Genomic DNA, 24,848 nt, shown 5'->3' on the forward strand with positions numbered 1-24,848 from the left:
GGCGCTACTCAGCCCGGGCAGGATCCTTGCCAAAGCAAAAAAGGTGTTCTGCCGAGCAATGCGCATCTTGGCGCCTCGTTTTAAATAATGCACACTCTATAGACAAGATAATCAACACACATGGAGCCCCCATGTCTCTCCCTGCGGAAATCCTGATCGACAAGGCCTTGATTGGCGGTGAGTGGCGCGATGCCGAGCTGCGCTTCGCCGTCACCAACCCCGCCACCGGCGAGGTGCTGGCCCAAGTGCCCGACCTCACCGCCGCCGACGCCCGCGATGCCGTGGCCGCCGCTGAAGCCGCCTGGCCGGCCTGGCGGCGGCAGACCGCCAAGCAGCGCGCTACCCTGCTGCGCGCCTGGTTCGACGCCATCATGGCGCACCAGGAAGCGCTGGCCCGCCTGATGACCCTGGAGCAGGGCAAGCCGCTGGCCGAGTCCCGCGGCGAGGTGGCTTACGGCGCCTCCTTCGTGGAGTTCTATGCCGAGGAAGCCAAGCGCATGGCTGGTGAGACCCTGCCGAGCCACGGCGCCGACAAGCGCATTCTGGTATTTCGCGAGCCGATCGGCGTGGTGGCGGCAATCACCCCGTGGAATTTCCCGCTAGCGATGATCACACGCAAGTGCGCCCCGGCGCTGGCCGCCGGCTGCCCGGTGGTGATCAAACCGGCCGAGGCCACACCGCTCACCGCCTTGGCGCTGGCCAAGCTGGCGCAGGACGTCGGCTTCCCCGCCGGGGTGCTCAACGTGGTTACCGCAAGCCGCCCCGCCGAGATCGGCGAGGTCCTGACCACCGACCCGCGGGTACGCAAGATCTCCTTCACCGGCTCCACCCCGGTAGGCAAACGGCTGCTCGCCCAGTGCGCTAGCACGGTCAAGAAGGCCTCCATGGAACTCGGTGGCAACGCCCCTTCATCGTCTTCGACGATGCCGACCTGGATGCCGCGGTGGAGGGCGCCGTGGCGTCAAAGTACCGCAACTCCGGCCAGACCTGCGTGTGCACCAACCGCCTGCTGGTTCAGTCCGGCGTGTATGACGCCTTCGTCGACAAGCTGGCCGCCCGGGTCGCCCAGCTGCAGGTTGGCAACGGCCTGGAGGAAGGCGTGGTGCAGGGCCCCTTGATCAACCAGGCGGCGGTGGACAAGGTGCAGTCCCACATCGCCGATGCCCTGGCCAAGGGCGGCCGGCTGGTGTGCGGCGGCGAGCCCCATGCCCTCGGCGGCACCTTCTTCCAGCCCACGGTCATTGCGGACGTCACCGACGCGATGCGCGTGGCCCGTGAAGAGACCTTCGGCCCGCTGGCCCCGGTGTTCCGCTTCGACAGCGATGAGCAGGCGATCGCCATGGCCAACGCCACCGAATTCGGCCTGGCGGCCTATTTCTATGCGCGTGACTATCGGCGCATCTGGCACGTCATGGAAGGCCTGGAATACGGCATGGTGGCGGTCAACGAAGGCATCCTGTCCACCGAGCTGGCCCCGTTCGGCGGCGTGAAGGAGTCGGGCCTCGGCCGCGAAGGCTCGCATCACGGCCTGGACGAATTCACTGAACTAAAATACGTCTGTGTCGGCGGCCTCTGATCGCCTTCACCGTCTTTCCATGGAGGTACGCTAGATGAACAACGCACAGCTCAACGAACTCAAACAGCGCTACGTGGCCAACGGCTGCGCCAGCCCCGCTACCCAGTTCGCCGAGCGCGGCGAGAACGCCGAGATCTGGGACGCCGACGGCAATCGCCTGATCGATTTCGCCGGCGGCATCGGGGTGCTCAACATCGGGCATCGCCACCCTCGCGTGGTCGAGGCGGTCAAGGCGCAGCTCGACAAGCTGATGCACACCTGCGCCGTGGTCATGCCCTACGCACCCTATGTGCAGCTGGCCGAGAAGCTGGCCACCCTCACTCCCGTCAACGGCGATGCCGCCAAGGTCATGCTGGTCAATTCTGGTGCCGAAGCCCTGGAGAACGCCGTCAAGATCGCGCGGGCCGCCACCGGCCGCAGCGGCGTGATCTGCTTCGACGGCGGCTACCACGGCCGCACCTTCATGACCCTGGCCATGACCGGCAAGGTTGTGCCCTATAAGAACGACTTCGGCCCCATGCCGGGGAAGTGTTCCGCGCGCCTTTCCCGGTGCCCTACCACGGCATCACCGAAGAGCAGGCGCTGCGCGGCCTGAAGATGCTGTTCAAGACCGACATCCCCGCCCACCGCACCGCCGCCATCGTGATCGAGCCGGTACTGGGCGAAGGCGGTTTCTATGTCGCCCCACCCAGCTTCCTCAAAGCGCTGCGGGCAATCTGCGATGAGCACGGCATCATGCTGATCATCGACGAAGTGCAGTCCGGCTTCGGCCGCACCGGCAAGCTGTTCGCCTGCGAGCACAGCGGGGTCAAGCCGGACCTGCTGACTACCGCCAAGAGCCTGGCGGACGGCATGCCGATCTCCGCCGTGGTCGGCCGCGCCGACGTGATGGACAGCTCCGGCCCCAACTCGCTGGGCGGCACCTACAGCGGTAACCCGCTCTCCTGCGCCGCAGCCCTGGCCGTGATCGAGGTGATGGAAGAGGAGAACATCCTGGCACGCAGCCACGCCCTGGGCGAGACGCTGGCCAAGCGTTTCAACGCCTGGCAGCAGGCCTACGAGTGCGTCGACAACGTGCGCCACCTGGGCGCCATGGCCGCCTTCGAACTGGTCACCGACAAGGGCAGCCGCACGCCCGACGCCGATCTGGCCGCGGCGCTGTGCAAGAAGGCCCGGGAAAAGGGACTGATCCTGCTCTCCTGCGGCATGTACGGCAACACCATCCGCTTCCTGATGCCGGTGACCATCGAGGACGAGGTGCTCGAAGAGGGGCTGGGCATCATCGAGGCTTCCCTCAAGGAACTGGTGGGCAGCCCGGCCACCGCCTGATCTCACCCGTGCACCTGACGACGCCCGCTGGCGGCTGCCGGCGGGCGTCGTCGTTCAGGCAGGGTAGACGTGCGACTCCCCCTCAGGCCGGCATGTCGTTGGCCTTGGCGTCGCGCGCCCACACCCGGTGCTGGGCCATGGCGTCACGCAGCTGCGTGAAGACAGCATCCAGCGAGCTGTCGGTCAGCACGCCCTCTTCGCCGGTGGGCACGCCCGCAGCGTCCAGCAATCCCTTGCCGTCGCCCACCGCGGCAATCGCCTTGAGGTGCTTGTAGGCCTCCTGCACGTAGTAGCGCCCCAGTCCCGAGCTTGCCAGGACATCCACGCTGGCGCTGCCACCGGGCACGATCACTGCATCCACCGCCACCGACGGCATGCCATTGAGCATGGCGTCAGGCGTCACGCTCTTGCCGTTGGCGGCCTTCAGCGGCGCCATGCTGGGCGCAATCACCTTGCCTTCGGCACCCTCGGCCTCGAGCTTCTGCTTGATCGCCTCGACCTGGCCGGCATCGACGCCGTCGGCGGCCAGGATCGCCACCTTACGGAACTGGATGTTCCCCGGCAGCCGTGCCATCAGGCTCAGGGTCGGCGATTCGAGCTGGGTGCTCTTGCCCAGCTGCTCCGCTGAGGCCGGCTTCTTGCTGGGTGTCTCGATGCCGTGGCTCTCGCCCACCCGGCGCGCCAGCTCCAGGTCGATATTGGGCAGGATCTCCTTGATCACGCGTTCGCGGATCCAGGGGCGCTGCACCTTGGAGAGCTCGAAGGTGTAGGCGGCAATGATGTGCTCCTTCTCCACGTCCGTCTGGCTGTTCCAGAACAGCGTGGCCTGCGAGTAGTGATCGCCGAACGAAGCGCTGCGGGCGCGAACCTTGTGTGCGTCGATGCGCTCGTAGTGCGACTCGAAGCCACCATGTTCCGGCCCTGCCGGGGTTTCGCTGGGCCAGCCGCCGTCGATGGAGTTGGGCTCGTAGGAGGCCTGGCCCTTGTCGATGGTCTGGCGATGCATCGAGTCACGCTGGTTGTTGTGGAACGGGCATACCGGCTGGTTGATCGGCAGCTCGTTGAAGTTGGGCCCGCCCAGGCGCAGCATCTGGGTATCCAGGTAGGAGAACAGCCGGCCCTGCAGCAGCGGGTCGTTGCTGAAGTCGATCCCCGGCACGATATGGGCAGGGTTGAACGCAACCTGCTCGGTCTCGGCGAAGTAATTGTCCGGGTTGCGGTTGAGCACCATCTTGCCGATGGGAACGACAGGCACCAGCTCCTCTGGGATCAGCTTGGTCGGGTCGAGCAGGTCGAAGTCGAAGGAGTGCTCATCCTCCTCCTCGACTACCTGAATGCCGAACTCGAACTCGAGAAAATCGCCGTTCTCAATATCCTCCCACATCATGCGCCGGTTGAAGTCGGGGTCGCGGCCCCACAGCTTCTGCGCCTCATCCCAGATCAGCGAGCAGGTGCCGGCCAGCGGCTTCCAGTGGAACTTGACGAAGCGCGCCTTGCCCTGCTTGTCGATCAGGCGGAAGGTGTGCACGCCGAAACCTTCCATGTTGCGGTAGTGGCGTGGGAAGGCGCGGTCGGACATGGTCCACAGCACCATATGGGTCGATTCCGGCATCAGCGAGACGAAGTCCCAGAAGGTGTCGTGGGCCGACTGGCCCTGGGGAATCTCGTTGTGCGGCTCGGGCTTCACCGCGTGGACGAAATCAGGAAACTTGATTGCATCCTGGATGAAGAATACCGGCATGTTGTTGGCCACCAGGTCCCAGTTGCCCTCATCGGTATAGAACTTGGTGGCGAAGCCGCGCACGTCGCGTACGGTGTCGTTGGAGCCGCGCGCGCCCTGCACGGTGGAGAAACGCACGAAAACCGGGGTCTTCTTGCCCGGGTCCTGGAACAGCCCCGCCTTGGAGTACTGGGCGGCATTGTCGTAGGGCTGGAAGTAGCCGTGGGCCGCCGCGCCGCGGGCGTGCACGATGCGTTCCGGAATGCGCTCGTTGTCGAAGTGGTTGAGCTTCTCACGGAAGATGAAGTCCTCGAGCAGCGTGGGCCCCCGCTCGCCCGCCTTCAGCGAATTGTGGTTATCGGCAATGCGCGCACCGTGGTTGGTACGCAGGTCGTGACCGGTGGCATCGCGTCGATACGTCTCGAGCTGCGCCGACTTGCTGTGTTCGTCGGTACTGAAATCCGTGTCGTTGGGCGGTCCACTGTTGGGCGTGGTGTGGGGATTGTTCGCCATGGGCAAGCTCCTTTTGTCCGGTCTGACTTCACCCTGCGCCGCGCTTCCTGCACGTCCGGCCATCGCGCTGCGTTCGGGCCTCGCCTGTCAAAGGTAGCTGGCAGGCTGGGCAGCGCCAATCGACTCCGCCTATCACGACGAAAGGCGCAGCCAATCCGGTTCAAGCTGCCCAGCAGGCCGCCGATAGGGGTATGGGGTACGTGATGTGCCTCGCTTCACCTACCAAGGAAATTGCAATGAAAAAATTACTGGCCACAGGAATCGCCGCGGCTCTCGTCACCCTGGGCACGGCCCAGGCCCAAGCCTTCGAAAACCGCGTCACGCTGGGTGCGGTTGCCGGCACCACCGGCGTGGGCGCGGATGTCGCATGGCGCTTCCATGAACGGCTGGGGGTCTCGGCGCGCTATACCGGCGGGCTGGACTGGGACGGCGACTTCGATAGCGACGACATCAACTATACAGGCGACGTGAGCCTTTCCGCGGGCAAGCTCGCGCTGGACTACTATCCTTTCGGCGGTCGTTTCTTCCTCACCGCCGGTGTGATGCTGCCGGACATGGAAGCCAACGTGGTGGGTCGCGCCAAGGACAATCAAACGATAAAGATCGGAGAGACCGACTACCAGACTAGTGAGATCGGTACGCTGAATGGCACCCTGACCATCGCCGACGGCGTGCAGCCCTATGCCGGGCTGGGCTGGCGCAGCTCGCACCGCAGCGGCTTCGGCTTCTTCTCCGAAGTGGGCGTAATGACCACTAATATCGATGTTTCATTGAGCACGTCCAGCGGACGCGAGCAGAGAGACACCGACTTGCGCCAGAATATCCGTAGTGAAGAGCAGCGCCTGAAAGACGAAGCCGACAAGCTGCCCTTCTACCCGGTGGCCGTGATCGGCATCAGCTACACCTTCTAACGCCTGCGGCCAGTCATAACGCAAGCGGCCCGAGCAAAGCCCGGGCCGCATCGTCTCAGGCGTGCGGGGCTATGTCTTGCGCACCTTCGAAATGATCCACAGCAATAGCACCGCCCCCACCGTTGCCGTAACCAGCGAACCGATCATGCCTTCGGCTCCCAGCCCCAGCAGGCGGAACAGGAAACCGCCGATTACCGCGCCTACGATGCCCACGCCGATGTTGGGCAGGATACCGAAGCCGCCACCCCGCATGATGTTACCGGCAATCCAGCCGGCCAGACCGCCAATGATCAGCCAGGCGATAAGTCCCATGTCCTCTCTCCTCTCCTTTTGATCGATTTCGGTTCCCGTGGTGAACCTTGAGGGTGCCGAAGCGCAGCTTCACTGCCAAGGGTAGCTCAGAATGACGAGCCCGGCTGCGTGAGGAACTCCTCTCCGCGGCGCTCGACTCCCGGCCAAGCACGGCATTGCGGTGCGGGTAGCGGCCGAAACGCAGCAGGATATCGCGGTGCAGATGTTCGAAACGCAGGCTGTCTTCCAGCCCCGGCTGGTCGAACAGACGCAGTGCTTCCTCGTGAACCTTGAGCGACTCGCTGTGCATGTAGGGCATGTAGAGGAAGCTTCTTTCCACCACCGGCAGCGCAAGGTCGAGCCCCTGCGCCACGGCTTCCTGCGCCAGCACCAGCGCCATGGGGTCCTGGTCGAAGGCCCGCGCGTCATCGCGATACAGGTTGCGCGAGAACTGGTCGAGCACCAGGATCTCGGCCAGCCGCCCCGGGGCGTATCACGCCACTCCCACAGCTCACCGGCGGCGCCCGCCTCGTGCAGCAGACCGAAGCGAGCGCGAATCGTATCGTCGAGCGCCGCGTCCTTGCGAAACCAATGGGCGGGTTCGAGCGTCTCGAACCAGAAGTGCAGCACCGCAGCGCGGTCGGGAAGCCGGTTGTCCATCGCATGTCCTCGTGGTGAGTGCTCCTGATATCATGGACTTGGCTATGCCTGTTTTCACGCTTGCCGCGTTCCTCCATCATCGGCCAAGGGAGACTCCATGACTCCGATGCTCGGCATGTTCACCTTCGTCTTCAACCTCGTCGGCCTGGTGATCTGCTTGGTCGGCCTGACCCTCGCCCAGCGCATGACGCGGCGCTGGCCCGGCTATGCGCTGGCGGTGGCAGGCTTCCTGATCGCCGCCCTGCCGCTGTGGATGCGACTGTTCACCGGCCAGTGATTCCGCCCCGGCGCTTTCCCGGCATGCCTTGCCAGACACGGCCATGAGCCTCACATTAGCCGTTGAACTGAACCGTAGAGAAGGGATGCCTCGCCCATGCATCAGTCGTTGACCCGAGAACTGAGCAACCTGATCGAGCGCGGTCGCGACCGCCAGCTGCGCCTGGCGGTAACCGGCCTGTCTCGCGCCGGCAAGACAGCCTTTCTCACCTCGCTGGTCAACCAACTGCGCCACGCCGGCCTGGAAGCGAGACTGGACCTGATGCCGGCCGCCCGCGAAGGCCGCCTGCTCGGCGCCCGACGGGTCAGCCAGCCCGACATCGGCGTACCGCGCTTTCCCTATGACCAGGCCATGGCGGCCCTGGACGCCACGGTGCCCCACTGGCCCGAGCCCACGCGTGGTATCAGCGAGCTGCGCCTGTCGATTCGCTATCGCCCGGCGCGCCGTTCGCTGCTCGGCGGCGAGGCCGCCGAGCTGAGCCTCGATCTGTTCGACTACCCAGGCGAGTGGCTGCTCGACCTGCCGCTGATGGACCACGACTACCCCGGCTGGAGCCGTGCCATGCTCACCGATACCGGCGAGCAGCGGCGCGCCCTGCTAGCAGAGTGGGAGCAGGCTGCCGCCGCGCTCGACCCCGCCGCGGAAGCCAACGAGGCGCAGCTGGCCGATATCGCCGCGCTCTATGCGCGCAGCCTGCAGGCCGCCCGCGAGGCCGGCTTCGCCAACCTGCAACCGGGGCGCTTCCTGCTGCCGGGCGATCTCGATGGCGCCCCGGTGCTGCAGTTCTTCCCTCTGCCGGCGCTGCTGCAACGCAACGAGGCCGAGCTTGCCAAGCTTCCGCCCGAGAGCAACTACGCCACCCTGTCGGCGCGCTTTCGCCACTACCAGCAGCACATCGTGCGGCCCTTCTACCGCGACCACTTTCGTCGCTTCGACCGCCAGATCGTGCTGGTCGACGTGCTCGGCGCCCTCAACGCCGGTCCCGAGCGCTTCGAGGATCTCTCGCGGGCGCTGGCCACGCTGATGCAAAGCTTCGACTACGGCAAGCGCAGCCTGCTGTCGCGGCTGTTTTCTCCGCGAATCGACCGCCTAGCGATCGCCGCCACTAAGGCCGACCACGTCACGCCGGAGCAGCACGCCAACCTCACCGCGCTGCTCGAGGCCCTGCTGGCCGAGCCGCTGCAGGACCTGCGCTACGCCGCCGTGCCGGTCAAAGCGCTGTCGCTAGCCTCGATTCGCGCCACCGAGGTGCACGAGGTGGTTCACCAGGGCCAGCGAACCCCGGCGCTGCGCGGCACGACCCTCGACGGCGAGTCGGTGCTGGTCTTTCCCGGCGAAGTACCGGCACGCCTGCCCGAGGCCGACTTCTGGCACCGCCAGGGGTTCGATTTCCGTGCCTTCCAGCCCGCCTCGCGCGAAGGCGGCGCCCTGCCCCACATTCGCCTCGACGCCGCCTTGGACTGGCTGATCGGAGACAAGCTGAAATGAGTGATCCACGCCGCAGCGACCCGCCCACCGGCGACCCCCGTCCGGCGCATCGCTTCACCCTGGACGAGCCGCAACCCGGCAGTGCGCCGCAGCCTGAGCCGCCCCGGCCGCGCCACGCCTTCGCCCCCGACCTGCCCAGCCGCGCCCTGCCCGCCACGCAGGAAACACCCGCCGAACTGGCGCTGGATGCCAGCCTGGCCCGGCCGCGCAAGCGTCGCTGGGGGTTGCTGGCAGTGCTTGGCGGTGGCCTGGTCCTGGGCACGCTGGAACTCGCCCTGAACCTGCCGGCGGCGATGCTGGGCGGTAACTGGCTGAGCGGTGCTTGGAGCCTGCTGGGCCTGGGGGCACTCGGCCTCAGCGCCATGGCGCTGGTACGCGAAGCCTGGCGCCTGCGCCGGCTGCGCCGTCACGACCGGCTGCGCACCCGGCTCAGCCGCCTGCCCGAGGCCGGCGCCGAAGAGGCGCACGCCCTGGCGCAGACACTCAAGCAGCAGCTACGCCTCGACGACGACCACCCTCACTGGCAGGCCTATCTCGCCGCCCGCCAGCCCCATCACCTTGGCGCCGATATCCACGCCCTGCTCGCGCACCACCTTTGGCCCCGCGCGACCGCGAGGTGCGACGCCTGATCTCACGCATGTCCGGCGAAACCGCGGTGATGGTCGCAGTCAGCCCTCTCACCCTGGTCGACATGGCGCTGGTGGCGTGGCGCAACCTGGCCATGCTCGACCGCATCAGCCGGCTCTACGGTCTCGAGCTCGGCTACGCCAGCCGCCTGCGCCTGCTGCGCAGCGTGCTCTACAACATGGCCTTTGCCGGCGCCACGGAGATGGCCAGCGAAGCGGGCATGGAGCTGATCTCGCTGAACCTGGCCGGACGCCTCTCGGCGCGCGCCGGCCAGGGCATGGGCGTGGGGCTGCTTAGCGCCCGGCTGGGGCTGAGGGCCCAGCGCCTGACCCGCCCTCTGGTCTTCACCGCCCAGGAGGCGCCGCGCATGGCCGACCTGCGCAGCGAACTGTGGCAGCAGCTGCGTCGGCTGGAAAAGCCGGAATAAGCCAGCGTCAGCCCAGGGTCTTGACCCGGGTCATGACAACCTCGGCGCAAACCGCTAGGCTCGAAGTGAGTATGCTCGGGCTCAAACCAGAAAAAGGAAACGTCATGTTCGACTCCATCCTCGTTCCCGTCGACGGCTCGGAAGGCGCGAAGAAAGCCTTGGCCGTCGCCTGCCAGCTCGCCAGCCAGACCGACACCACCCTGCACCTGCTGCGCATCCCCGAAGAGCTCTCCCACGAGACCACGCTGGTATGGGGCATCGGCGCCATCGCCATCGAGGCGTCCCGCCAGGAGCGCGAGGACATTGGCCGCCAGGTGGTCGAGAAAGCCGCCGCCGAGGCACGTGCCCAGGGCATCACCAAGGTCGAGACGGTCATTGGCCAGGGGGACCCGGCCCGCACCATTCTCAGCGAGGCGCGCCGGCGCGGCATCGCCGCCATCGTCATGGGCAGCCGCGGCCTCAGCGACTTCAAGGGGCTGATGGTCGGCAGCGTATCGCACAAGGTCAGTCATACCGCCGACTGCACCGTCATCACCGTGCGCTGATTCCGGGCCCGACCAGCCATCGGGCTGGGGTCGGGCAATCGCTCCCTTTATCCGTCAGTTCATGGCGCACCGGCGCTCTTCACAGCCGGTGTCGCCCGACGGCGGCAAGCCGCTGATTTCCTGTCATCCCCGCCGACACGTTTGGCGCCGGCCGCGGGAATCCGTATAGTGGCCCTCCTATCCCGCCACACGTCCGTGACCATGCTGCAGAACAACCCGCTGCTCGCCCAGCTCAAGCAACAGATCCGTGAAACCACGCCGCGCGCCGAGGGGTCATCAAGGCCACCGACAAGGGTTTCGGCTTCCTCGAAACCGACGATGGCCAGTCCTACTTCGTGCCGCCGCCGGCCATGAAGCTGGTGCTGCACGGCGATCGCGTCCAAGCCGTGATCCACGAGAATGGCGACAAGACCTCCGTAGAGCCGGACGCCCTGCTCGAAGCAGGTCTGAGCCGCTTCATCGCCCGGGTGCAGAAGCGCGAAGGTCGCCTGGCCGTGGTGCCCGATCACCCGCTGATCAAGAGCGCGCTCAAGGCAAGGATCAAGAACAGCCTCGACGAGGCCAGCATCGGCGACGGCGACTGGGTCGTGGCGCGGCTGGTGCGCCATCCGCTCAAGCCCGACGACCGAGCCTTCTTCACCCAGATCGACGAACTGGTGGCCAAGGTCGACGACCCCGCCGTGCCGTGGCGCGTTACCCTGGCTCGCCATGCGCTCGAGCAGGAATGCCCGCATGCGGGCGACGATTGGCCGCTGCGCGACGAAGGGCTCGTGCGCGAGGACCTTACCGCCGAGCCTTTCTTCACCATCGACAGCGAGAAGACCCGCGACATGGACGATGCCCTGCGTATCGCCCCACGCGAGGAGGAGGCTGGCACCTGACGGTGGCCATTGCCGACCCCACCGCCTATGTCGAGGAGGGCCATGCTGCCGACCTGGAGGCCCGCACCCGTGCCTTCACGGTCTACCTGCCGGGCCAGAACGTCACCATGCTGCCCGAGCTTCTGGCCGACGATCTCTGTTCGCTGCGCGAGGGCGAGACGCGTCCGGTGCTGGCATGCACGCTCGACGTCGAAGCCGACGGCAGCCTGGGTGACTACCGTTTCTTCGCCGCCACCATGCGCTCCCGCGCCAAGCTGGTCTACGACCGGATCTCCGACTGGCTGGACGGCCAGGGCGAGTGGACGCCGACCGACGAGATCGGCGAGCAGCTGCGCGCCCTGCGCGACATGACCGAGGCGCGCGCCGCCTGGCGCGCCGAGCATGCGCTGGTGTTCAAGGACCGGCCCGACTACGTGTTCGACCTCGACCCGGCGGGCAATGTGCTCGACGTGCGCATCGAAGAGCGCCGCATCGCCAACCGCATGATCGAGGAGTCGATGATCGCGGCCAACGCCTGCTGTGCGCACTATCTTGCCGAGCACGTGGGCCACGGCATCTTCAATGTGCATCGCGCCTTCGACCCGGAAAAGGCCGAGGCCGCCCACGAGTTCCTCACCGCCCAGCAGATCGAAGTGGAGCTCGAAGCGCTCTCCGAGCTGCCGCGCTACAAGGAGCTCAAGCGTGCCCTGGAGAGCCGCGACGACGCCTGGCTCGACGCCCGCCTGCGCCGCTTCCAGGGCTTCACCAGCATGTCGGCCCGCCCCGGCCCACACTTCGGCCTGGGCCTGGCAGCCTATGCCACCTGGACCTCGCCGATCCGTAAGTACGGCGACATGGTCAACCATCGCCTGATCAAGCGGGTATTGAAGGGTGAACAGGCCCCGGCGGAAGCCACTCAGGCCCTCACCGAACAGCTGACCGAGCGCCGCCGGCTCAACCGCATGGCCGAGCGCGACGTCAAGGACTGGCTCTATGTGCGCTACCTGAGCCCGGCCGCCGAGGCGCAGGAAGCCTTCGAGGCGGAAATCTTCGGTATCAGCCGCGGCGGCATGCGCGTGCGCCTGACCGCCAACGGTGCCACGGCCTTCGTGCCCGCCCCGATGATCCACAGCGATCGCGACAAAGTGATCATCGACGACAAGGAAGGCCGCATTCAGGTCGAAGGCGAAGAGCGCTACAAGCTTGGGGATGTGATTCGCATCGAGCTGGTCGAGGCCCGTGAGGAGACCCGCTCGCTGGTGGCGCGTCCTGCCGTCTGACTCCGACCGGCAAACCATGCAACACGCCTCGACCTGGGTCGAGGCGTTTTTTGTCACGCCGCATGCGAGCCGTATGACCGCGGCCTGGGATATGCGGCTCGTATCCGCTCGCACGTGACGAAGCAAGGCCAGGTAGGCGCACGAGTTCGCCTACGACGTATTTATGCTTGCCTCCCTCTCGCTTTGCCCTCTGCCTTGTGGCATTTTCCTACTGATAAAAATCAAACCATAAGCGTGACCTTTCTAGGCGTTGCGCAGCAGGGAACACATACATCATGGCCGCACGATGGGGATTGCGTGGCAAATCGGTTGCGACGCTGCTACTCGCCTGCCTGCTTTCCTTGATACCGGCATTACTGCTGGGCTGGAAGGCCGTCGATGATATTCGTCGCCACTTCGCACACGCCTACGCGGAAAACTACACCCTGCTGCACATGCAGCGAATCCTGGCGCCGGTGTCGCGCGAACTGGCACTGGCCCAGCGCTTCGCAGAGAGTCTCTCGCTGCGGGAGTGGCTGATCGGCGAAGAAGATACTGCGCGCCGCGATCGGTTCCTGACAGAAGCGGAGGGCTATCGGCATGCCTTTGCCGACCGCTCCTATTTCGTGATCGCCGATGCCAGCGGCAACTGCTACTATGCCAGCGCTGACGATCCCAGCGCCGAGACGCCCCGCTATCGCCTCGACGCCAGCCAACCGAACGACGCCTGGTATTTCCAGCTACGCCGCACCGACAGGCCTTACAACCTCAACGTCAACATCGACCGGGAGCTCGACGTGACCAAGGTCTGGCTCAACGTCCCGGTACGAGATGGCGACAGGCTGCTGGGATTAGCCGGCACCGGCTTCGAGCTTGGCGACTTTCTCAATGCTTTCATTCGCGACGAAGCCGAGGGACTGACCCCAATGATCGTCGATCGGCACGGCGCCCTGCAGGCGCACCCGTCCCGTGAACACATTGCATTCGGCTCCGGCGCAGGCGAGCTCGACGAGAGACACACCATCCACGCCCTGCTCGGCAACGAAGAGCAGCGTGCCGCACTCGCCAACGCCCTGCAGGCCGCCGCGCTGGCTCCCGACACCACCCAGACTCTGTGGGCCACGCTGGAAACCCAGGAGCGCCTGCTCTCGGTAGGCTTCATTCCCGAACTCGACTGGTACCTGATCACGGCACTGGACATGAGCGTGGCGCAGATCCTCGATCGCCGCTGGCTGTGGCCGCTGCTGTTTGCCGCCGCGCTGGTTCTGGTCATTGTCTTCATCGTCTTCGCTCTGGCCATCGAGCGGTTGATCCTCGCGCCACTCAATCGTTTCAGGCAATCGGCCCAGGCCATTGCCGCCGGCCACTACGATTCGCCCTTGCCCACCTCTCGCAACGATGAGATCGGCCAGCTTTCCCAGGCCTTCTCGCACATGGTCGACCAGGTCCAGCGCCATACCCGCGAGCTGGAGGCCAAGGTGCGTGAACGCACCCAGGCGCTTGAGCAGACCAATGCGGAAATGGCGGCGACGCAGAAGAAGCTGGGCGACTCGATCGACTATGCCAGCTTCATACAGCGCGCTATCCTCCCCGACCGCCAGCTCGCGCGCCATCTGGAGCATCACCACGGCGTACTGTGGAAGCCTCGTGACACGGTCGGCGGCGATTTCTATCTCTTTCGCCCGGCGGCCGGCGGCTATCTTTTCGGGGTAGTGGATTGTGCCGGCCATGGCGTACCCGGTTCATTGATGACCATGCTGGCCAGGGCCATCCTCGACCATGCCATTCTCAAGGTAGGCTGCCAGGACCCTGCGGCCATCCTCAACGAGACCGATGGACAGAGCCGCGAGCTGCTTGGAGCCGAGCAGCTGCCGGCGTCGGTCGCCACGCATATGGATGTCGGCCTGGCCTGGGTCGACCTGGTCACTCGACAGATCACCTTCGCCGGGGCCAAGATCGGCCTGTATGCCACCGACGGCACGGCGCTGGTTCACCTCACCGGCGACAAGCGCCCCCTTGGCCACAAGCGCAGGATCGCCTACCGCAACCAGTCACTCGAGCTGAAGCCCGGCTGGACCTATACGCTGTGCACCGACGGCTTTTTCGACCAGGCCGGCGGCAGCGACGGCTTCGGTTTTGGCAGCTCACGCTTCGAGGCGTTGCTCAAGGCCCAGGCACCCAACTCGTTGACGGCACAAATGGAAGCCTTCGAGCTGGCCCTGAACGCCTATCAGGGCACGCTTCCCCAGCGCGACGACATCACCCTCTTGAGCTTTCGCTTCACCGAACAGGATTGCTCCCGCGGTAGCGACCGCATCCCCCTGCTGCCTGCCGAGGCAGTCGTCCCCCTACAGGAGAAGGCGTGAATGAACCTGTTGAGCATGCGAGAAAACTATCTCGAGCAGCGCATTATGCTGTGCTTCAATGGCCCGATTTCGCGCAGCTTGATCGAGGAGATCGGTAATGCCCTGCGCAACTACCTCAGCTCCCAGCAGGCCACGCCATCGGCTGCCATGGACGTCTTCGCCGCTTACATCGAGATGACCCAGAACATTCGCCACTATGCCGCGCGCCAGGGGTATGACGAGGAAACGGCGTCGGCCACCGTGGCGGTTGCCAAGAACGAGCAGGGGCTATACCTCGTCTCGGCCGGGAACATTGTCGAGCTCGCCGATGGTGAGCGTCTGCTGGAGACCATCGGCGAGCTCGCGTTATTGGATGCACAAGCCCTGAAGAAGGCGTACAAGCAGCAGCTGCGCGTGCCACGCAACGATCTTCAGTCTGGCTCAGGGGCCGGCCTTGGCCTGCTCGACATTGCGCGCAAGTCGAGCGAGCCGATGCAGGCTTCCCTGCAGCCCCTTGCCGACGGACAGGGCTTCTTCAGCCTCACCGCCGTGATCTGATCAATCGAGTCTTTGCCATGACAAATGACCTCAACATTTCCGGCAGCCAGTCGACGCCCACCATCGTCAGCGATTGGCAGGCCGGCATGCTTTCCATGCAGGGTGACTCCTATCCGGAGAACTCCTTCGAACTCTTTGACAGCGTCATCGACTGGGTCCAACGCTTTCTCGCCGAAGAAACGCGACCGCTGACGCTGACGTTGGCACTCATCTACCTGAACACCAGCTCGGTGAAGGCCATGATGGATATCTTCGACCTGCTCGAAGAGGCGCACCAGGGCGGCCGCGGCATCCAGGTCACCTGGCACTACGATCCGCGCAATGAGCGAATCGCGGAGCTGGCCGAGGAGTTTCGAGAAGATTGCACCTTCCCGTTCGACATCACGCCCGCCCCGGCTTGCGTATGATGCGTGAAGAGTCGGAACTTCTGGCACGGGTCGAAGCCCTGCTCAGCGATGCCGCCCATGCGGAGCATCCGCTTACGGACGCGCTTGCCCAGCTGTATGCGTTTCATTGCACCGAGAAGAAACGCCTCGAGCGCCTGGTAACGATCGCCGACAACTATCAGCGCTACCTTCGCGAAGACGAGATCGTTGCCCGGCGACGCTACCAGAACACCTTACGCCGCCAGGAGAAACTGTCACGCATCTCCGATGGGTATCAACAGCTCATGCGTGAGCACAACCAGGATCTCCAGCAAGCCTCAACCCACGACGCCCTCACCGGCCTGCCCAACCGACGCATGATCGACGAGCGGCTGTCCAAGCTGACCCGACGCTACACGCTAGTGATGCTCGACATCGATCATTTCAAGCAGATCAACGACCTGTACGGTCACGAGGCAGGCGACAGAGTGCTGGTTGCGATCGCCCAGGAAATTCGCGCGGCGCTGCGCGACTGCGATCTCTGTGCACGCTGGGGAGGTGAGGAGTTTCTGCTCATGCTGGCCAACGTCGGCCTCGACGAAGCCAGGGCCATTGTCGATCGCCTGCGCCAGCGGCTGTCTGCACTGTCGGTCACGGTGAATCAAACCCAGCTCTCGATCACTGCAAGCGCCGGTTTGAGTGAGTTTCGCGAGGGAGAGGACCTACTCGACCATACGCTACAGCGTGCCGACCAGGCGTTGCTGGAAGCCAAGCGCACTGGGCGCAACCGCAGCTGCATTGCGGCCTGAAGGTGCCGTTAGCGCAGTATGGCGGCCTCAGCGGCTGAAAGCATCTCATGAAAAAGGGCACCCGCGAGGGTGCCGCTTCAGCCTTGCCAGATACCAACAGCTTACCAGCCGGTGACATCCTTCAGCGCATCGCCGATCTCAGCCAGGAGCGCACGGTGCGGACACCCGCGTCTTCCAGCGCGGCGAACTTCTCGTCGGCAGTGCCCTTGCCACCGGAGATGATCGCGCCGGCATGGCCCATGCGCTTGCCCGGAGGCGCAGTGACGCCGGCAATGTAGGAGACCACCGGCTTGGTCACGTTGGCCTTGATGTAGGCGGCGGCTTCTTCCTCGGCGGTACCGCCGATCTCACCGATCATCACGATGGCCTCGGTCTTGGGGTCCTTCTCGAACATCGCGAGGATGTCGATGAAGTTGGAACCCGGGATCGGGTCGCCGCCGATGCCCACGCAGGTGGACTGGCCGAAACCGTGGTCGGTGGTCTGCTTGACCGCTTCGTAGGTCAGGGTGCCGGAACGCGACACGATGCCGACCCGGCCCGGCTTGTGGATGTGGCCCGGCATGATGCCGATCTTGCACTCGCCCGGGGTGATCACGCCGGGGCAGTTCGGCCCGATCAGGCGTACGCCCAGCTCATCGCACTTGACCTTGACGTCGAGCATGTCCAGCGTCGGGATGCCTTCGGTGATGCAGACGATCAGCTTGATGCCGGCGTTGGCGGCTTCGAGGATCGAATCCTTGCAGAAGGCGGCCGGCACGTAGATCACGCTGGCCTCGGCGCCAGTCTTCTCGACGGCTTCCTTGACGGTATTGAACACCGGCAGACCCAGGTGCTCCTGGCCGCCCTTGCCCGGGGTCACGCCGCCAACCATCTTGGTACCGTAGGCAAGCGCCTGCTCGGAATGGAAGGTCCCCTGGCCGCCGGTGAAACCCTGGCAGATGACCTTGGTGTTCTTGTCGATCAGGATACTCATTACTTGCCCTCCGCTGCCTTGACAACCTGCTGAGCCGCATCGGTCAGGCTCGTGGCAGCGATGATGTTCAGACCGCTGGAGGCCAGTTTCTCGGCGCCCAGCTCGGCGTTGTTACCTTCCAGGCGAACCACCACCGGCACGTTGACGCCGACCTGCTCGACGGCTCCGATGATGCCTTCCGCGATCATGTCGCAGCGCACAATACCGCCGAAGATGTTGACCAGCACGGCCTTGACGTTGTCGTCGGACAGGATCAGCTTGAAGGCCTCGGCCACGCGCTCCTTGGTGGCGCCACCGCCCACGTCGAGGAAGTTGGCCGGCTTGCCGCCGTTGAGGTTGACGATGTCCATGGTGCCCATGGCCAGACCGGCGCCGTTGACCATGCAGCCGATGTTGCCGTCAAGCGCCACGTAGTTGAGCTCCCACGCCGCCGCTTCGGCCTCGCGCTCGTCCTCCTGCGACGGGTCGCGCATGGCCTGCAGGTCCGGATGACGGTACAGGGCGTTGCTGTCCAGATTGATCTTGGCGTCGAGGCAGTGCAGGTTGCCTTCGTCGGTGATCACCAGCGGGTTGATCTCGAGCAGCGCCAGATCCTTCTCGTGGAACAGCCGCGACAGGCCCAGGAAGATCTTGGTGAACTGCTTGACCTGGTCGCCCTTCAGGCCCAGGGCGAAGGCCAGCTCACGCGCCTGGTACGGCTGCGCACCGACCAGCGGGTCGATCTCGGCCTTGAGAATCTTCTCGGGGGTTTCCTCGGCGACCTTCTCGATCTCGACGCCACCTTCAGTCGAAGCCATGAACACCACGCGACGCGTGGTGCGGTCGACCACGGCGCCCAGGTAGAGCTCGCTGGCGATGTCGGTGCAGTTCTCGACCAGAATCTTGGCCACCGGCTGACCGTTCGCATCGGTCTGGTAGGTCACCAGGTTCTTGCCCAGCCACTGCTCGGCGAAGGCCTTGGCCTCTTCCGGGCTCTTGATCAGCTTGACGCCGCCGGCCTTTCCGCGGCCACCCGCGTGCACCTGGGCCTTGACGACCCACATGTCGCCACCGATCTTCTTGCAGGCTTCCGCGGCTTCCTCAGGGGTGTCGACGGCAAAGCCCTTGGAGACCGGCAGACCATAATCGGCAAACAGCTGTTTGCCCTGATACTCGTGAAGGTTCATCGATTCATGCCATTGGTTGCATGTGACTCGAATGGTGGCCACTGAACGGGCCACCCCGTTCGCGCCTGATGCATGGTCGGGCGCGACGCGCCACCCGCAGGTGGCGCTTGTTGTTACGGCTACTGCGTGAACTGGCTTACTTGCGCTTCTTGCGGTTGGCCATGTGAATGGCATGGCCATCCACGGCCAGGGCCGCTTCGTGAATCGCTTCCGCCGTGCTCGGGTGGGCGTAGCAGGTCAGCGCCAGGTCTTCGGCGCTGGAGCCGAACTCCAGCGCGATGACGCCCTGGGCGATCAGCTCACCGGCGTGCTGGCTGACGATGTGCATGCCCAGGATACGGTCGGTCTCGGCATCGGCAATGATCTTGACCATGCCTTCCGGCGCGTTGTTGGCCAGCGCCCGGCCGTTGGCCGAGAACGGGAAGGTACCAATATTGACCTCGATGCCCTTGGCCTTGGCGTCCTGCTCGGTCAGGCCAACCCAGGCCACTTCCGGCGAGGTGTAGATCACGCTGGGAATGGCGTCGTAGTTCATCTCGGCCTTGTGGCCAGCGATGATGTCCGCCACCATCACGCCCTCTTCCGAGGCCTTGTGCGCCAGCATCGGACCGCGCACGCAGTCACCGATGGCGTAGATGCCCGGCACGCTGGTGCGGCACTGGTCATCGACATGGATGAAGCCACGCTCGTCGAGGCCCACGCCGACGTTCTCATCGACCACGCCCTGGGTGTAGGGGCGGCGGCCGACGCAGACGATCAGCTTGTCGAAGGTCAGCTCCTGGTCGCCGGCGCTGTCGCTATACTTGACCACGACCTCGCTGCCCTTGACCTCGGAGCCGGTGACGCGAGCACCCAGCTTGATGTCCAGGCCCTGCTTCTTGAGCAGCTTCTGGGTCTCCTTGGCGATGGCGGTGTCGACCATCGGCAGGAAGCTGTCCATGGCTTCGAGCACAGTCACCTCGGCGCCCAGGCGGCTCCACACGCTGCCCAGCTCCAGGCCGATGACGCCGGCGCCGATCACGCCCAGGCGCTTCGGCACTTCGGTAAACTCCAGCGCGCCGGTGGAGGTGACGACGATGTCCTCGTGCAGCGGGGTCGGCGGGATCTCCACCGGCACCGAACCTGCGGCGATGACGATGTTGTCGGCCTCGTAGGTGGTCTTGCCGCCGTCATGGTCGGTGACTTCGACCTGCTTGGCAGCCACGACCTTGCCGGTGCCGTCGATGGCGGTGACGCCGTTGGCCTTGAACAGGGCGCTGATGCCGCCCACGTTCTTGGCGATGACGGAGTTCTTGAACTCCAGCATCTTGGCGACGTTGGGCTTGGGCGGCTCCAGGTCGATGCCGATCTCGGCGAAATGATCGCGTGCCTCGACGAACTTGTGGGATGTCTCGAGCAGCGCCTTGGAAGGAATGCAGCCTACGTTCAGACAGGTGCCGCCGTGGACGGTTTTGCCTTCCTTGTTGACCCATTTCTCGACGCAGGCGGTCTTCAGCCCCATCTGGGCGGCGCGGATGGCGGCTACGTAGCCCCCGGGGCCCGCGCCGATGACGATCACATCAAATTTGTCGGCCATGTCGTTTTCCTGTTGATCGGTTCGCGTTTGAGTCCGTTGCGGCAGCGCCTCGGATATCCAGCAGCAGGCGAGCCGGATCCTCGAGCAGTTCCTTGATGGTGACCAGGAACTGCACCGCATCCTTGCCGTCGATCATACGGTGGTCGTATGACAGGGCCAGGTACATCATCGGGCGGATCTCGACCTTACCCTTGACGGCCATGGGACGCTCCTGGATCTTGTGCATGCCCAGGATGGCGGTCTGCGGCGGGTTGAGGATCGGCGTGGACATCAGCGAGCCGAAGATGCCGCCGTTGGTGATGGTGAAGGTACCGCCCTGCATCTCCTCGATGCCGAGCTTGCCGTCACGCGCCCGCTTGCCGAAGTCTACGATGCCCTTCTCGACGTCGGCGATCTTCATGCTGTCGGTGTCGCGCAGCACCGGCACCACCAGGCCACGTTCGGTGGAAACTGCCACGCCGATGTCCTGATAGCCGTGGTAGACGATGTCGGTGCCGTCGATGGAGGCGTTGACATCGGGGAAGCGCTTGAGCGCCTCGGAGGCCGCCTTGACGAAGAAGCCCATGAAGCCGAGCTTGACGTCGTGGCTCTTCTGGAAGGCGTCCTTGTACTGTGCACGCAGATCCATCACCGCACCCATGTCCACCTCGTTGTAGGTGGTCAGCATGGCGGCGGTCTGCTGGGCCTGGACCAGGCGCTTGGCGATGGTCTGGCGCAGGCGGCTCATCGGCACGCGCTTCTCGGGGCGCTCGCCCTCGAAGGCCGGCGCCGCTGCGGCCTGTTTCGGCGCGGCGGCAGGCGCGGCGCTCTTCTTGGCTGAACCGGCCTGCACGGCGCGCTGCACGTCCTCCTTGAGGATGCGGCCGCCCTTGCCGGTGCCTTCGATCTTGCTGACGTCGAGATCGTGCTCGGCCACCAGCTTGCGCGCTGCCGGCGCCAGGATCTTGTCGCCGATCTTCTCGTCCGCGTCACCGCCGGCACTGGCTTCGTCCTCGTCGCCATGGGACTCGGCGGAAGCACCTTCGCCGCCGGCACCTTCGGTGAAGATTGCCAGCACCTCTTCGGAGGCCACCTGGCTACCCTCCTCAGCCTTGATCTCGGCGATAACGCCATCCGCGGGCGCCACCACCTCCAGCACCACCTTGTCGGTCTCGATGTCGGCCAGCACCTCGTCGCGCTTGACCGCCTCACCCACCTTCTTGTGCCAGGTGGCCACGGTGCCTTCCTGGATCGACTCGGGGAAGGTCGGCGCCTTCACCTGGTGAGACTTGCCGCCGGCAGCCGGCGCAGCCTTGGCCTCGGCTTTCGCATCGGCCTTGCCACCCTTACTCTCGCCTCCCTTGGCACCCGCCGCCCCGATCTTGCCCAGGATCTGCTCGGACTGCACGGTGTCGCCTTCCTCGGCCATCACCTCGGTCAGCGTGCCGGCTTCCGGCGCCAGCACCTCGAGCACCACCTTGTCGGTCTCGATCTCGACGATCAGCTCGTCGCGCTCGACGCTGTCACCTGGCTTCTTGTGCCAGGCGGCCACGCTGCCTTCGGCAACGGATTCCGGAAAGGTGGGCGCTTTGATCTCGGTAGCCATGTCGTTTCCCTTGTATGTTCTCTCTCGTCCCGGTGGGTCGCCTTAGAGGGTAAAGGCGTCTTCCACCAGCTGGCGCTGCTGTTCGGTGTGCACGGACATGTAGCCCGCCGCGGGTGCCGCCGATGCCGGGCGTCCGGCAAACTTCAGGCTGCCGCCCAGGCCGCTCTTGAGCATGTCGGCCACGGCACGCATGTGATGCTGGCTCGGGTACCAGGCACCCTGGTTGAGCGGCTCCTCCTGACACCACACCACGGTCTCGAGGTTGTCGTACTCCTTGAGCGCCTCGAAGAGCTCTTCCTTCGGGAAGGGTACAGCTGCTCGATACGCACGATGGCGGTATCCTCGCAGGCGTTCTCCTCACGCCACGCGGCGAGGTCGTAGTAGACCTTGCCGGCGCACATGACGACCCGCTTGACTCGCTTGGCCTCGAGGTTGCCCTGGTCCGGCAGCACCATCTGGAAGTGGCCGTTGGCCAGGTCGTCGAGGCTGGAAATCGCCTCCTTGTGGCGCAGCAGGCTCTTGGGCGACATCACCACCAGCGGCTTGCGCAGCGGACGGATTACCTGGCGGCGCAGAAGGTGGAAGATCTGCGCCGGGGTGGTCGGCACGCAGACCTGCATGTTGTGCTCGGCGCACAGCTGCAGGAAGCGCTCCAGGCGCGCGGAAGAGTGTTCCGGCCCCTGCCCTTCGTAGCCGTGGGGCAGCAACATGGTCAGGCCGCACAGCCGCCCCCACTTGGTCTCGCCGGAAGAGATGAACTGGTCGACCACCACCTGGGCGCCGTTGAAGAAGTCGCCGAACTGCGCCTCCCAGATCACCAGATCGTTGGGCGCCGTGGTGGCATAGCCATACTCGAACGCCAGCACCGCTTCCTCGGAGAGGAAGGAGTCGTGGATGGTGAAGCGCGGCTGGCCATCGGCCATGTGCTGCAGCGGCACGTAGGTGCTGCCGTCCTTCTGATTGTGCACCACGGCATGACGGTGGGAGAAGGTGCCGCGGCCCACGTCCTGGCCGGTGATGCGCACCGGATGCCCTTCATCGAGCAGGGTGGCGTAGGCCAGGGTCTCGGCGAAGCCCCAGTTCAAGGCCAGTCCGCCGGCCTGCATCTTGCGACGGTCCTCGTAGATCTTGGCGACCTGACGCTGGACCTCGACGCCGTCGGGAATGTCGCACATCTTCGCAGCGAGCCGCTGCAGGCGCTTCATCTCGACGCCGGTGTCGGCATGACCGCTCCACTCGTGGCCGAGGTAAGGCTTCCAGTCGACGAACAGCGAGGTGTTGGGCTCCTGCACCAGGGCGTTGGCGACATGGTTGCCGGCCATGAGATCCTCGCGATAGGTCTCGACCATCGCCTGGGTCTCCTCCTCGCTCACCACGCCCTGCTCCACCAGACGCTGGGCATAGAGGGTGCGTGAAGAGGGGTGATCCTTGATCTTCTGGTACATCATCGGCTGGGTGCCGGAGGGCTCGTCGGCCTCGTTGTGGCCGCGACGACGATAGCAGACCAGGTCGATGACCACGTCCTTGCGGAACTGCTGGCGGAAGTCCAGCGCCACCTGGGTGGCATGCAGCACCGCATCCGGGTCGTCACCGTTGACGTGGAAGATCGGCGCCTGAACCATCTTGGCGATGTCGGTGCAGTACTCGGTGGAGCGCGTGTCCTGCGGATTCGAGGTGGTGAAGCCGACCTGGTTGTTGATCACCACATGGATCGTGCCACCGGTCCTGTAGGCACGGGTCTGGGACATCTGGAATGTCTCCATGACCACGCCCTGGCCGGCGAAGGCGGCATCGCCGTGGATGTTGATCGGCAGTACCTTGGTGCCTTCGAAGTCGTCGCGGCGATCCTGGCGAGCCCGCACCGAACCTTCGACCACCGGGGAGACAATCTCCAGGTGCGAGGGGTTGAAGGCCAGCGCCAGGTGCACCTCGCCGCCAGGCGTCATCACGTTGGAGCTGAAGCCCTGGTGGTACTTGACGTCGCCGGAACCGCGCTCAATCAGCTTCTTGCCGTCGAACTCGTCGATCAGCTCAGACGGATTCTTGCCGAGGATATTCACCAGCAGGTTGAGGCGGCCACGGTGGGCCATGCCGATGACCACTTCCTTGACCCCGTACCCCCCGCGCGCTGAATGATCTCGTCCATCATCGGTATGAACGATTCGCCGCCCTCGAGGCCGAAGCGCTTGGTGCCGGGGTACTTGGAGGCCAGATAGTTCTCCAGGCCTTCCGCCGCGGTCAGGCGCTCCAGCAGGTGCTTGCGCACCTCGTCGCTGAACTTGGGAGCCGAGCGCACCGACTCGAAGCGCTGCTGCAGCCAGCGTTTCTCCTCGGTATCGACGATGTGCATGATCTCGCAGCCGATGGAGCGGCAGTAGGTCTGCTCCAGGGCGTCAACGATCTCGCGCAGCGGCGCCTTGTCCATTCCCAGAAAGAAAGAGCCGGTCTGGAACTCGGTATCCAGATCGGCCTTGGAAAGCTGGTGGAAGGAGAGGTCGAGGTCAGGCACCGAGGCCTGGCTGCGCAGCTTGAGCGGATCGATATCGGCCTTCTGATGGCCCCGGAAGCGGTAGGCGTTGATCAGCTGCAACACCTTGACTTGCTTTCGGTTTTCATCGCTGTCGGCGGAGGCTGCCGTGGCAGTCCGGCGTGCACGAGCCAACTGTTGGAACTGCTCGCGCACAGGACTGAGGGGACATCGTGGGCGGCACCGCCTTCGACGCCGGGCAGCTGGTCGAAGTACGTTCGCCACTCGTCGGGCACGGTACTTGGGTCGTCGAGGTACTGCTCGTAGAGCGCTTCCACATAGTGAACGTTGCTGCCGCTCACATGGGAGCTGTTCCACATCAACTCCATTATGCCTTGTTGCATCTCTCGGTCACCCTACACTGATGGGGTGTTGTCGGCGCCGTCACGGGCCAGCCGCGGCGGCTTGGCTGATGCCCTGCCGGGAGGGGGCGTCTTCATTACCCGGCGAATCCGACCGTC

Annotated in this window: 15 protein-coding genes and 6 pseudogenes; 13 read left to right on the forward strand and 8 right to left on the reverse strand. The window is 65.0% G+C overall.

Translation table 11 applies throughout. The features are described from left to right. The first annotated feature begins 131 nt into the window (after positions 1–131). Both ACUDAL_RS10855 and gabT read left to right on the forward strand, forming a co-directional pair. Positions 132–1,576 (forward strand): annotated as a pseudogene (locus ACUDAL_RS10855) (NAD-dependent succinate-semialdehyde dehydrogenase). A gap of 34 nt (positions 1,577–1,610) precedes the next feature. Further along, positions 1,611–2,905 (forward strand): annotated as a pseudogene (gene gabT, locus ACUDAL_RS10860) (4-aminobutyrate--2-oxoglutarate transaminase). 82 nt (positions 2,906–2,987) lie between these two features. Here the strand turns inward: gabT and katE are convergent. Next, positions 2,988–5,138: a catalase HPII gene (gene katE, locus ACUDAL_RS10865; RefSeq protein WP_444678147.1), complete on the reverse strand. Its 2,151-nt coding sequence runs from the start codon at positions 5,136–5,138 to the stop codon at positions 2,988–2,990. A gap of 236 nt (positions 5,139–5,374) precedes the next feature. Between katE and ACUDAL_RS10870 the strand changes: the two genes are divergently transcribed. Continuing rightward, on the forward strand, positions 5,375–6,049 hold the full coding sequence (locus tag ACUDAL_RS10870; protein ID WP_444678148.1) for a hypothetical protein: 675 nt from the start codon (positions 5,375–5,377) through the stop codon (positions 6,047–6,049). Positions 6,050–6,118: 69 nt separating this feature from the next. Here ACUDAL_RS10870 and ACUDAL_RS10875 read toward each other — a convergent pair whose 3' ends face one another. Continuing rightward, entirely contained in the window at positions 6,119–6,361 is a 243-nt protein-coding gene (locus ACUDAL_RS10875; protein ID WP_444678149.1) for a GlsB/YeaQ/YmgE family stress response membrane protein, read from the reverse strand. Positions 6,362–6,447: 86 nt separating this feature from the next. Then, positions 6,448–7,000 (reverse strand): annotated as a pseudogene (locus ACUDAL_RS10880) (DUF924 family protein). 97 nt (positions 7,001–7,097) lie between these two features. Here ACUDAL_RS10880 and ACUDAL_RS10885 point away from each other — a divergent pair. The 10 genes and pseudogenes from ACUDAL_RS10885 (at position 7,098) to siaD (ending at position 16,560) form a co-directional block, all read left to right on the forward strand. Further along, positions 7,098–7,277: a hypothetical protein gene (locus ACUDAL_RS10885; RefSeq protein ID WP_444678150.1), complete on the forward strand. Its 180-nt coding sequence runs from the start codon at positions 7,098–7,100 to the stop codon at positions 7,275–7,277. Between the two features lie 96 nt (positions 7,278–7,373). After that, positions 7,374–8,765, forward strand: coding sequence for a YcjX family protein (locus ACUDAL_RS10890; RefSeq protein WP_444678151.1), 1,392 nt, complete (start codon positions 7,374–7,376; stop codon positions 8,763–8,765). Next, positions 8,762–9,394 carry a hypothetical protein gene (locus ACUDAL_RS10895; RefSeq protein WP_444678152.1) on the forward strand — a complete coding sequence of 211 codons (633 nt, stop codon included), beginning with the start codon at positions 8,762–8,764 and terminating at the stop codon, positions 9,392–9,394. The genes ACUDAL_RS10890 and ACUDAL_RS10895 overlap by 4 nt, the downstream gene beginning before the upstream one ends. Next, positions 9,382–9,819, forward strand: a complete 438-nt coding sequence (locus tag ACUDAL_RS10900; RefSeq protein ID WP_444678153.1) for a TIGR01620 family protein — start codon at positions 9,382–9,384, stop codon at positions 9,817–9,819. The genes ACUDAL_RS10895 and ACUDAL_RS10900 overlap by 13 nt, the downstream gene beginning before the upstream one ends. Before the next feature lie 104 nt (positions 9,820–9,923). Beyond that, on the forward strand, positions 9,924–10,364 hold the full coding sequence (locus ACUDAL_RS10905; protein WP_444678154.1) for a universal stress protein: 441 nt from the start codon (positions 9,924–9,926) through the stop codon (positions 10,362–10,364). A 201-nt stretch (positions 10,365–10,565) separates the two neighbouring features. Beyond that, positions 10,566–12,504 (forward strand): annotated as a pseudogene (locus tag ACUDAL_RS10910) (exoribonuclease II). A gap of 275 nt (positions 12,505–12,779) precedes the next feature. Continuing rightward, positions 12,780–14,849 (forward strand): biofilm regulation protein phosphatase SiaA, encoded by a 2,070-nt coding sequence (gene siaA, locus ACUDAL_RS10915; RefSeq protein WP_444678155.1) that lies wholly within the window; start codon positions 12,780–12,782, stop codon positions 14,847–14,849. Positions 14,850–14,864: 15 nt separating this feature from the next. Beyond that, positions 14,865–15,386 carry a biofilm regulation protein kinase SiaB gene (gene siaB / locus ACUDAL_RS10920; RefSeq protein ID WP_444679361.1) on the forward strand — a complete coding sequence of 174 codons (522 nt, stop codon included), beginning with the start codon at positions 14,865–14,867 and terminating at the stop codon, positions 15,384–15,386. A gap of 17 nt (positions 15,387–15,403) precedes the next feature. Further along, the gene (gene siaC / locus ACUDAL_RS10925; protein ID WP_444678156.1) at positions 15,404–15,793 is read left to right on the forward strand and encodes a biofilm regulation phosphoprotein SiaC; all 390 of its coding nucleotides are present in this window, start codon (positions 15,404–15,406) and stop codon (positions 15,791–15,793) included. Beyond that, on the forward strand, positions 15,790–16,560 hold the full coding sequence (gene siaD / locus ACUDAL_RS10930) for a biofilm regulation diguanylate cyclase SiaD (RefSeq protein WP_444678157.1): 771 nt from the start codon (positions 15,790–15,792) through the stop codon (positions 16,558–16,560). Before siaC ends, siaD begins: the two co-directional genes overlap by 4 nt. 101 nt (positions 16,561–16,661) lie before the next feature. Here siaD and sucD read toward each other — a convergent pair. From sucD to ACUDAL_RS10955, 5 genes and pseudogenes are all read right to left on the reverse strand, one after another. Further along, a pseudogene (sucD, locus tag ACUDAL_RS10935) lies at positions 16,662–17,533 on the reverse strand (succinate--CoA ligase subunit alpha). After that, positions 17,533–18,699 (reverse strand): ADP-forming succinate--CoA ligase subunit beta, encoded by a 1,167-nt coding sequence (sucC, locus tag ACUDAL_RS10940; RefSeq protein ID WP_444678158.1) that lies wholly within the window; start codon positions 18,697–18,699, stop codon positions 17,533–17,535. Before sucC ends, sucD begins: the two are co-directional and overlap by 1 nt. A gap of 136 nt (positions 18,700–18,835) precedes the next feature. Then, positions 18,836–20,275, reverse strand: a complete 1,440-nt coding sequence (lpdA, locus tag ACUDAL_RS10945; RefSeq protein WP_444678159.1) for a dihydrolipoyl dehydrogenase — start codon at positions 20,273–20,275, stop codon at positions 18,836–18,838. Further along, positions 20,259–21,860: a 2-oxoglutarate dehydrogenase complex dihydrolipoyllysine-residue succinyltransferase gene (odhB, locus tag ACUDAL_RS10950; protein ID WP_444678160.1), complete on the reverse strand. Its 1,602-nt coding sequence runs from the start codon at positions 21,858–21,860 to the stop codon at positions 20,259–20,261. The genes lpdA and odhB overlap by 17 nt, the downstream gene beginning before the upstream one ends. Before the next feature lie 42 nt (positions 21,861–21,902). Further along, a pseudogene (locus tag ACUDAL_RS10955) lies at positions 21,903–24,731 on the reverse strand (2-oxoglutarate dehydrogenase E1 component). Positions 24,732–24,848: the final 117 nt, after the last annotated feature.

The sequence above is a fragment of the Halomonas sp. E19 genome (assembly GCF_052439355.1).
Taxonomy (GTDB): domain Bacteria; phylum Pseudomonadota; class Gammaproteobacteria; order Pseudomonadales; family Halomonadaceae; genus Halomonas.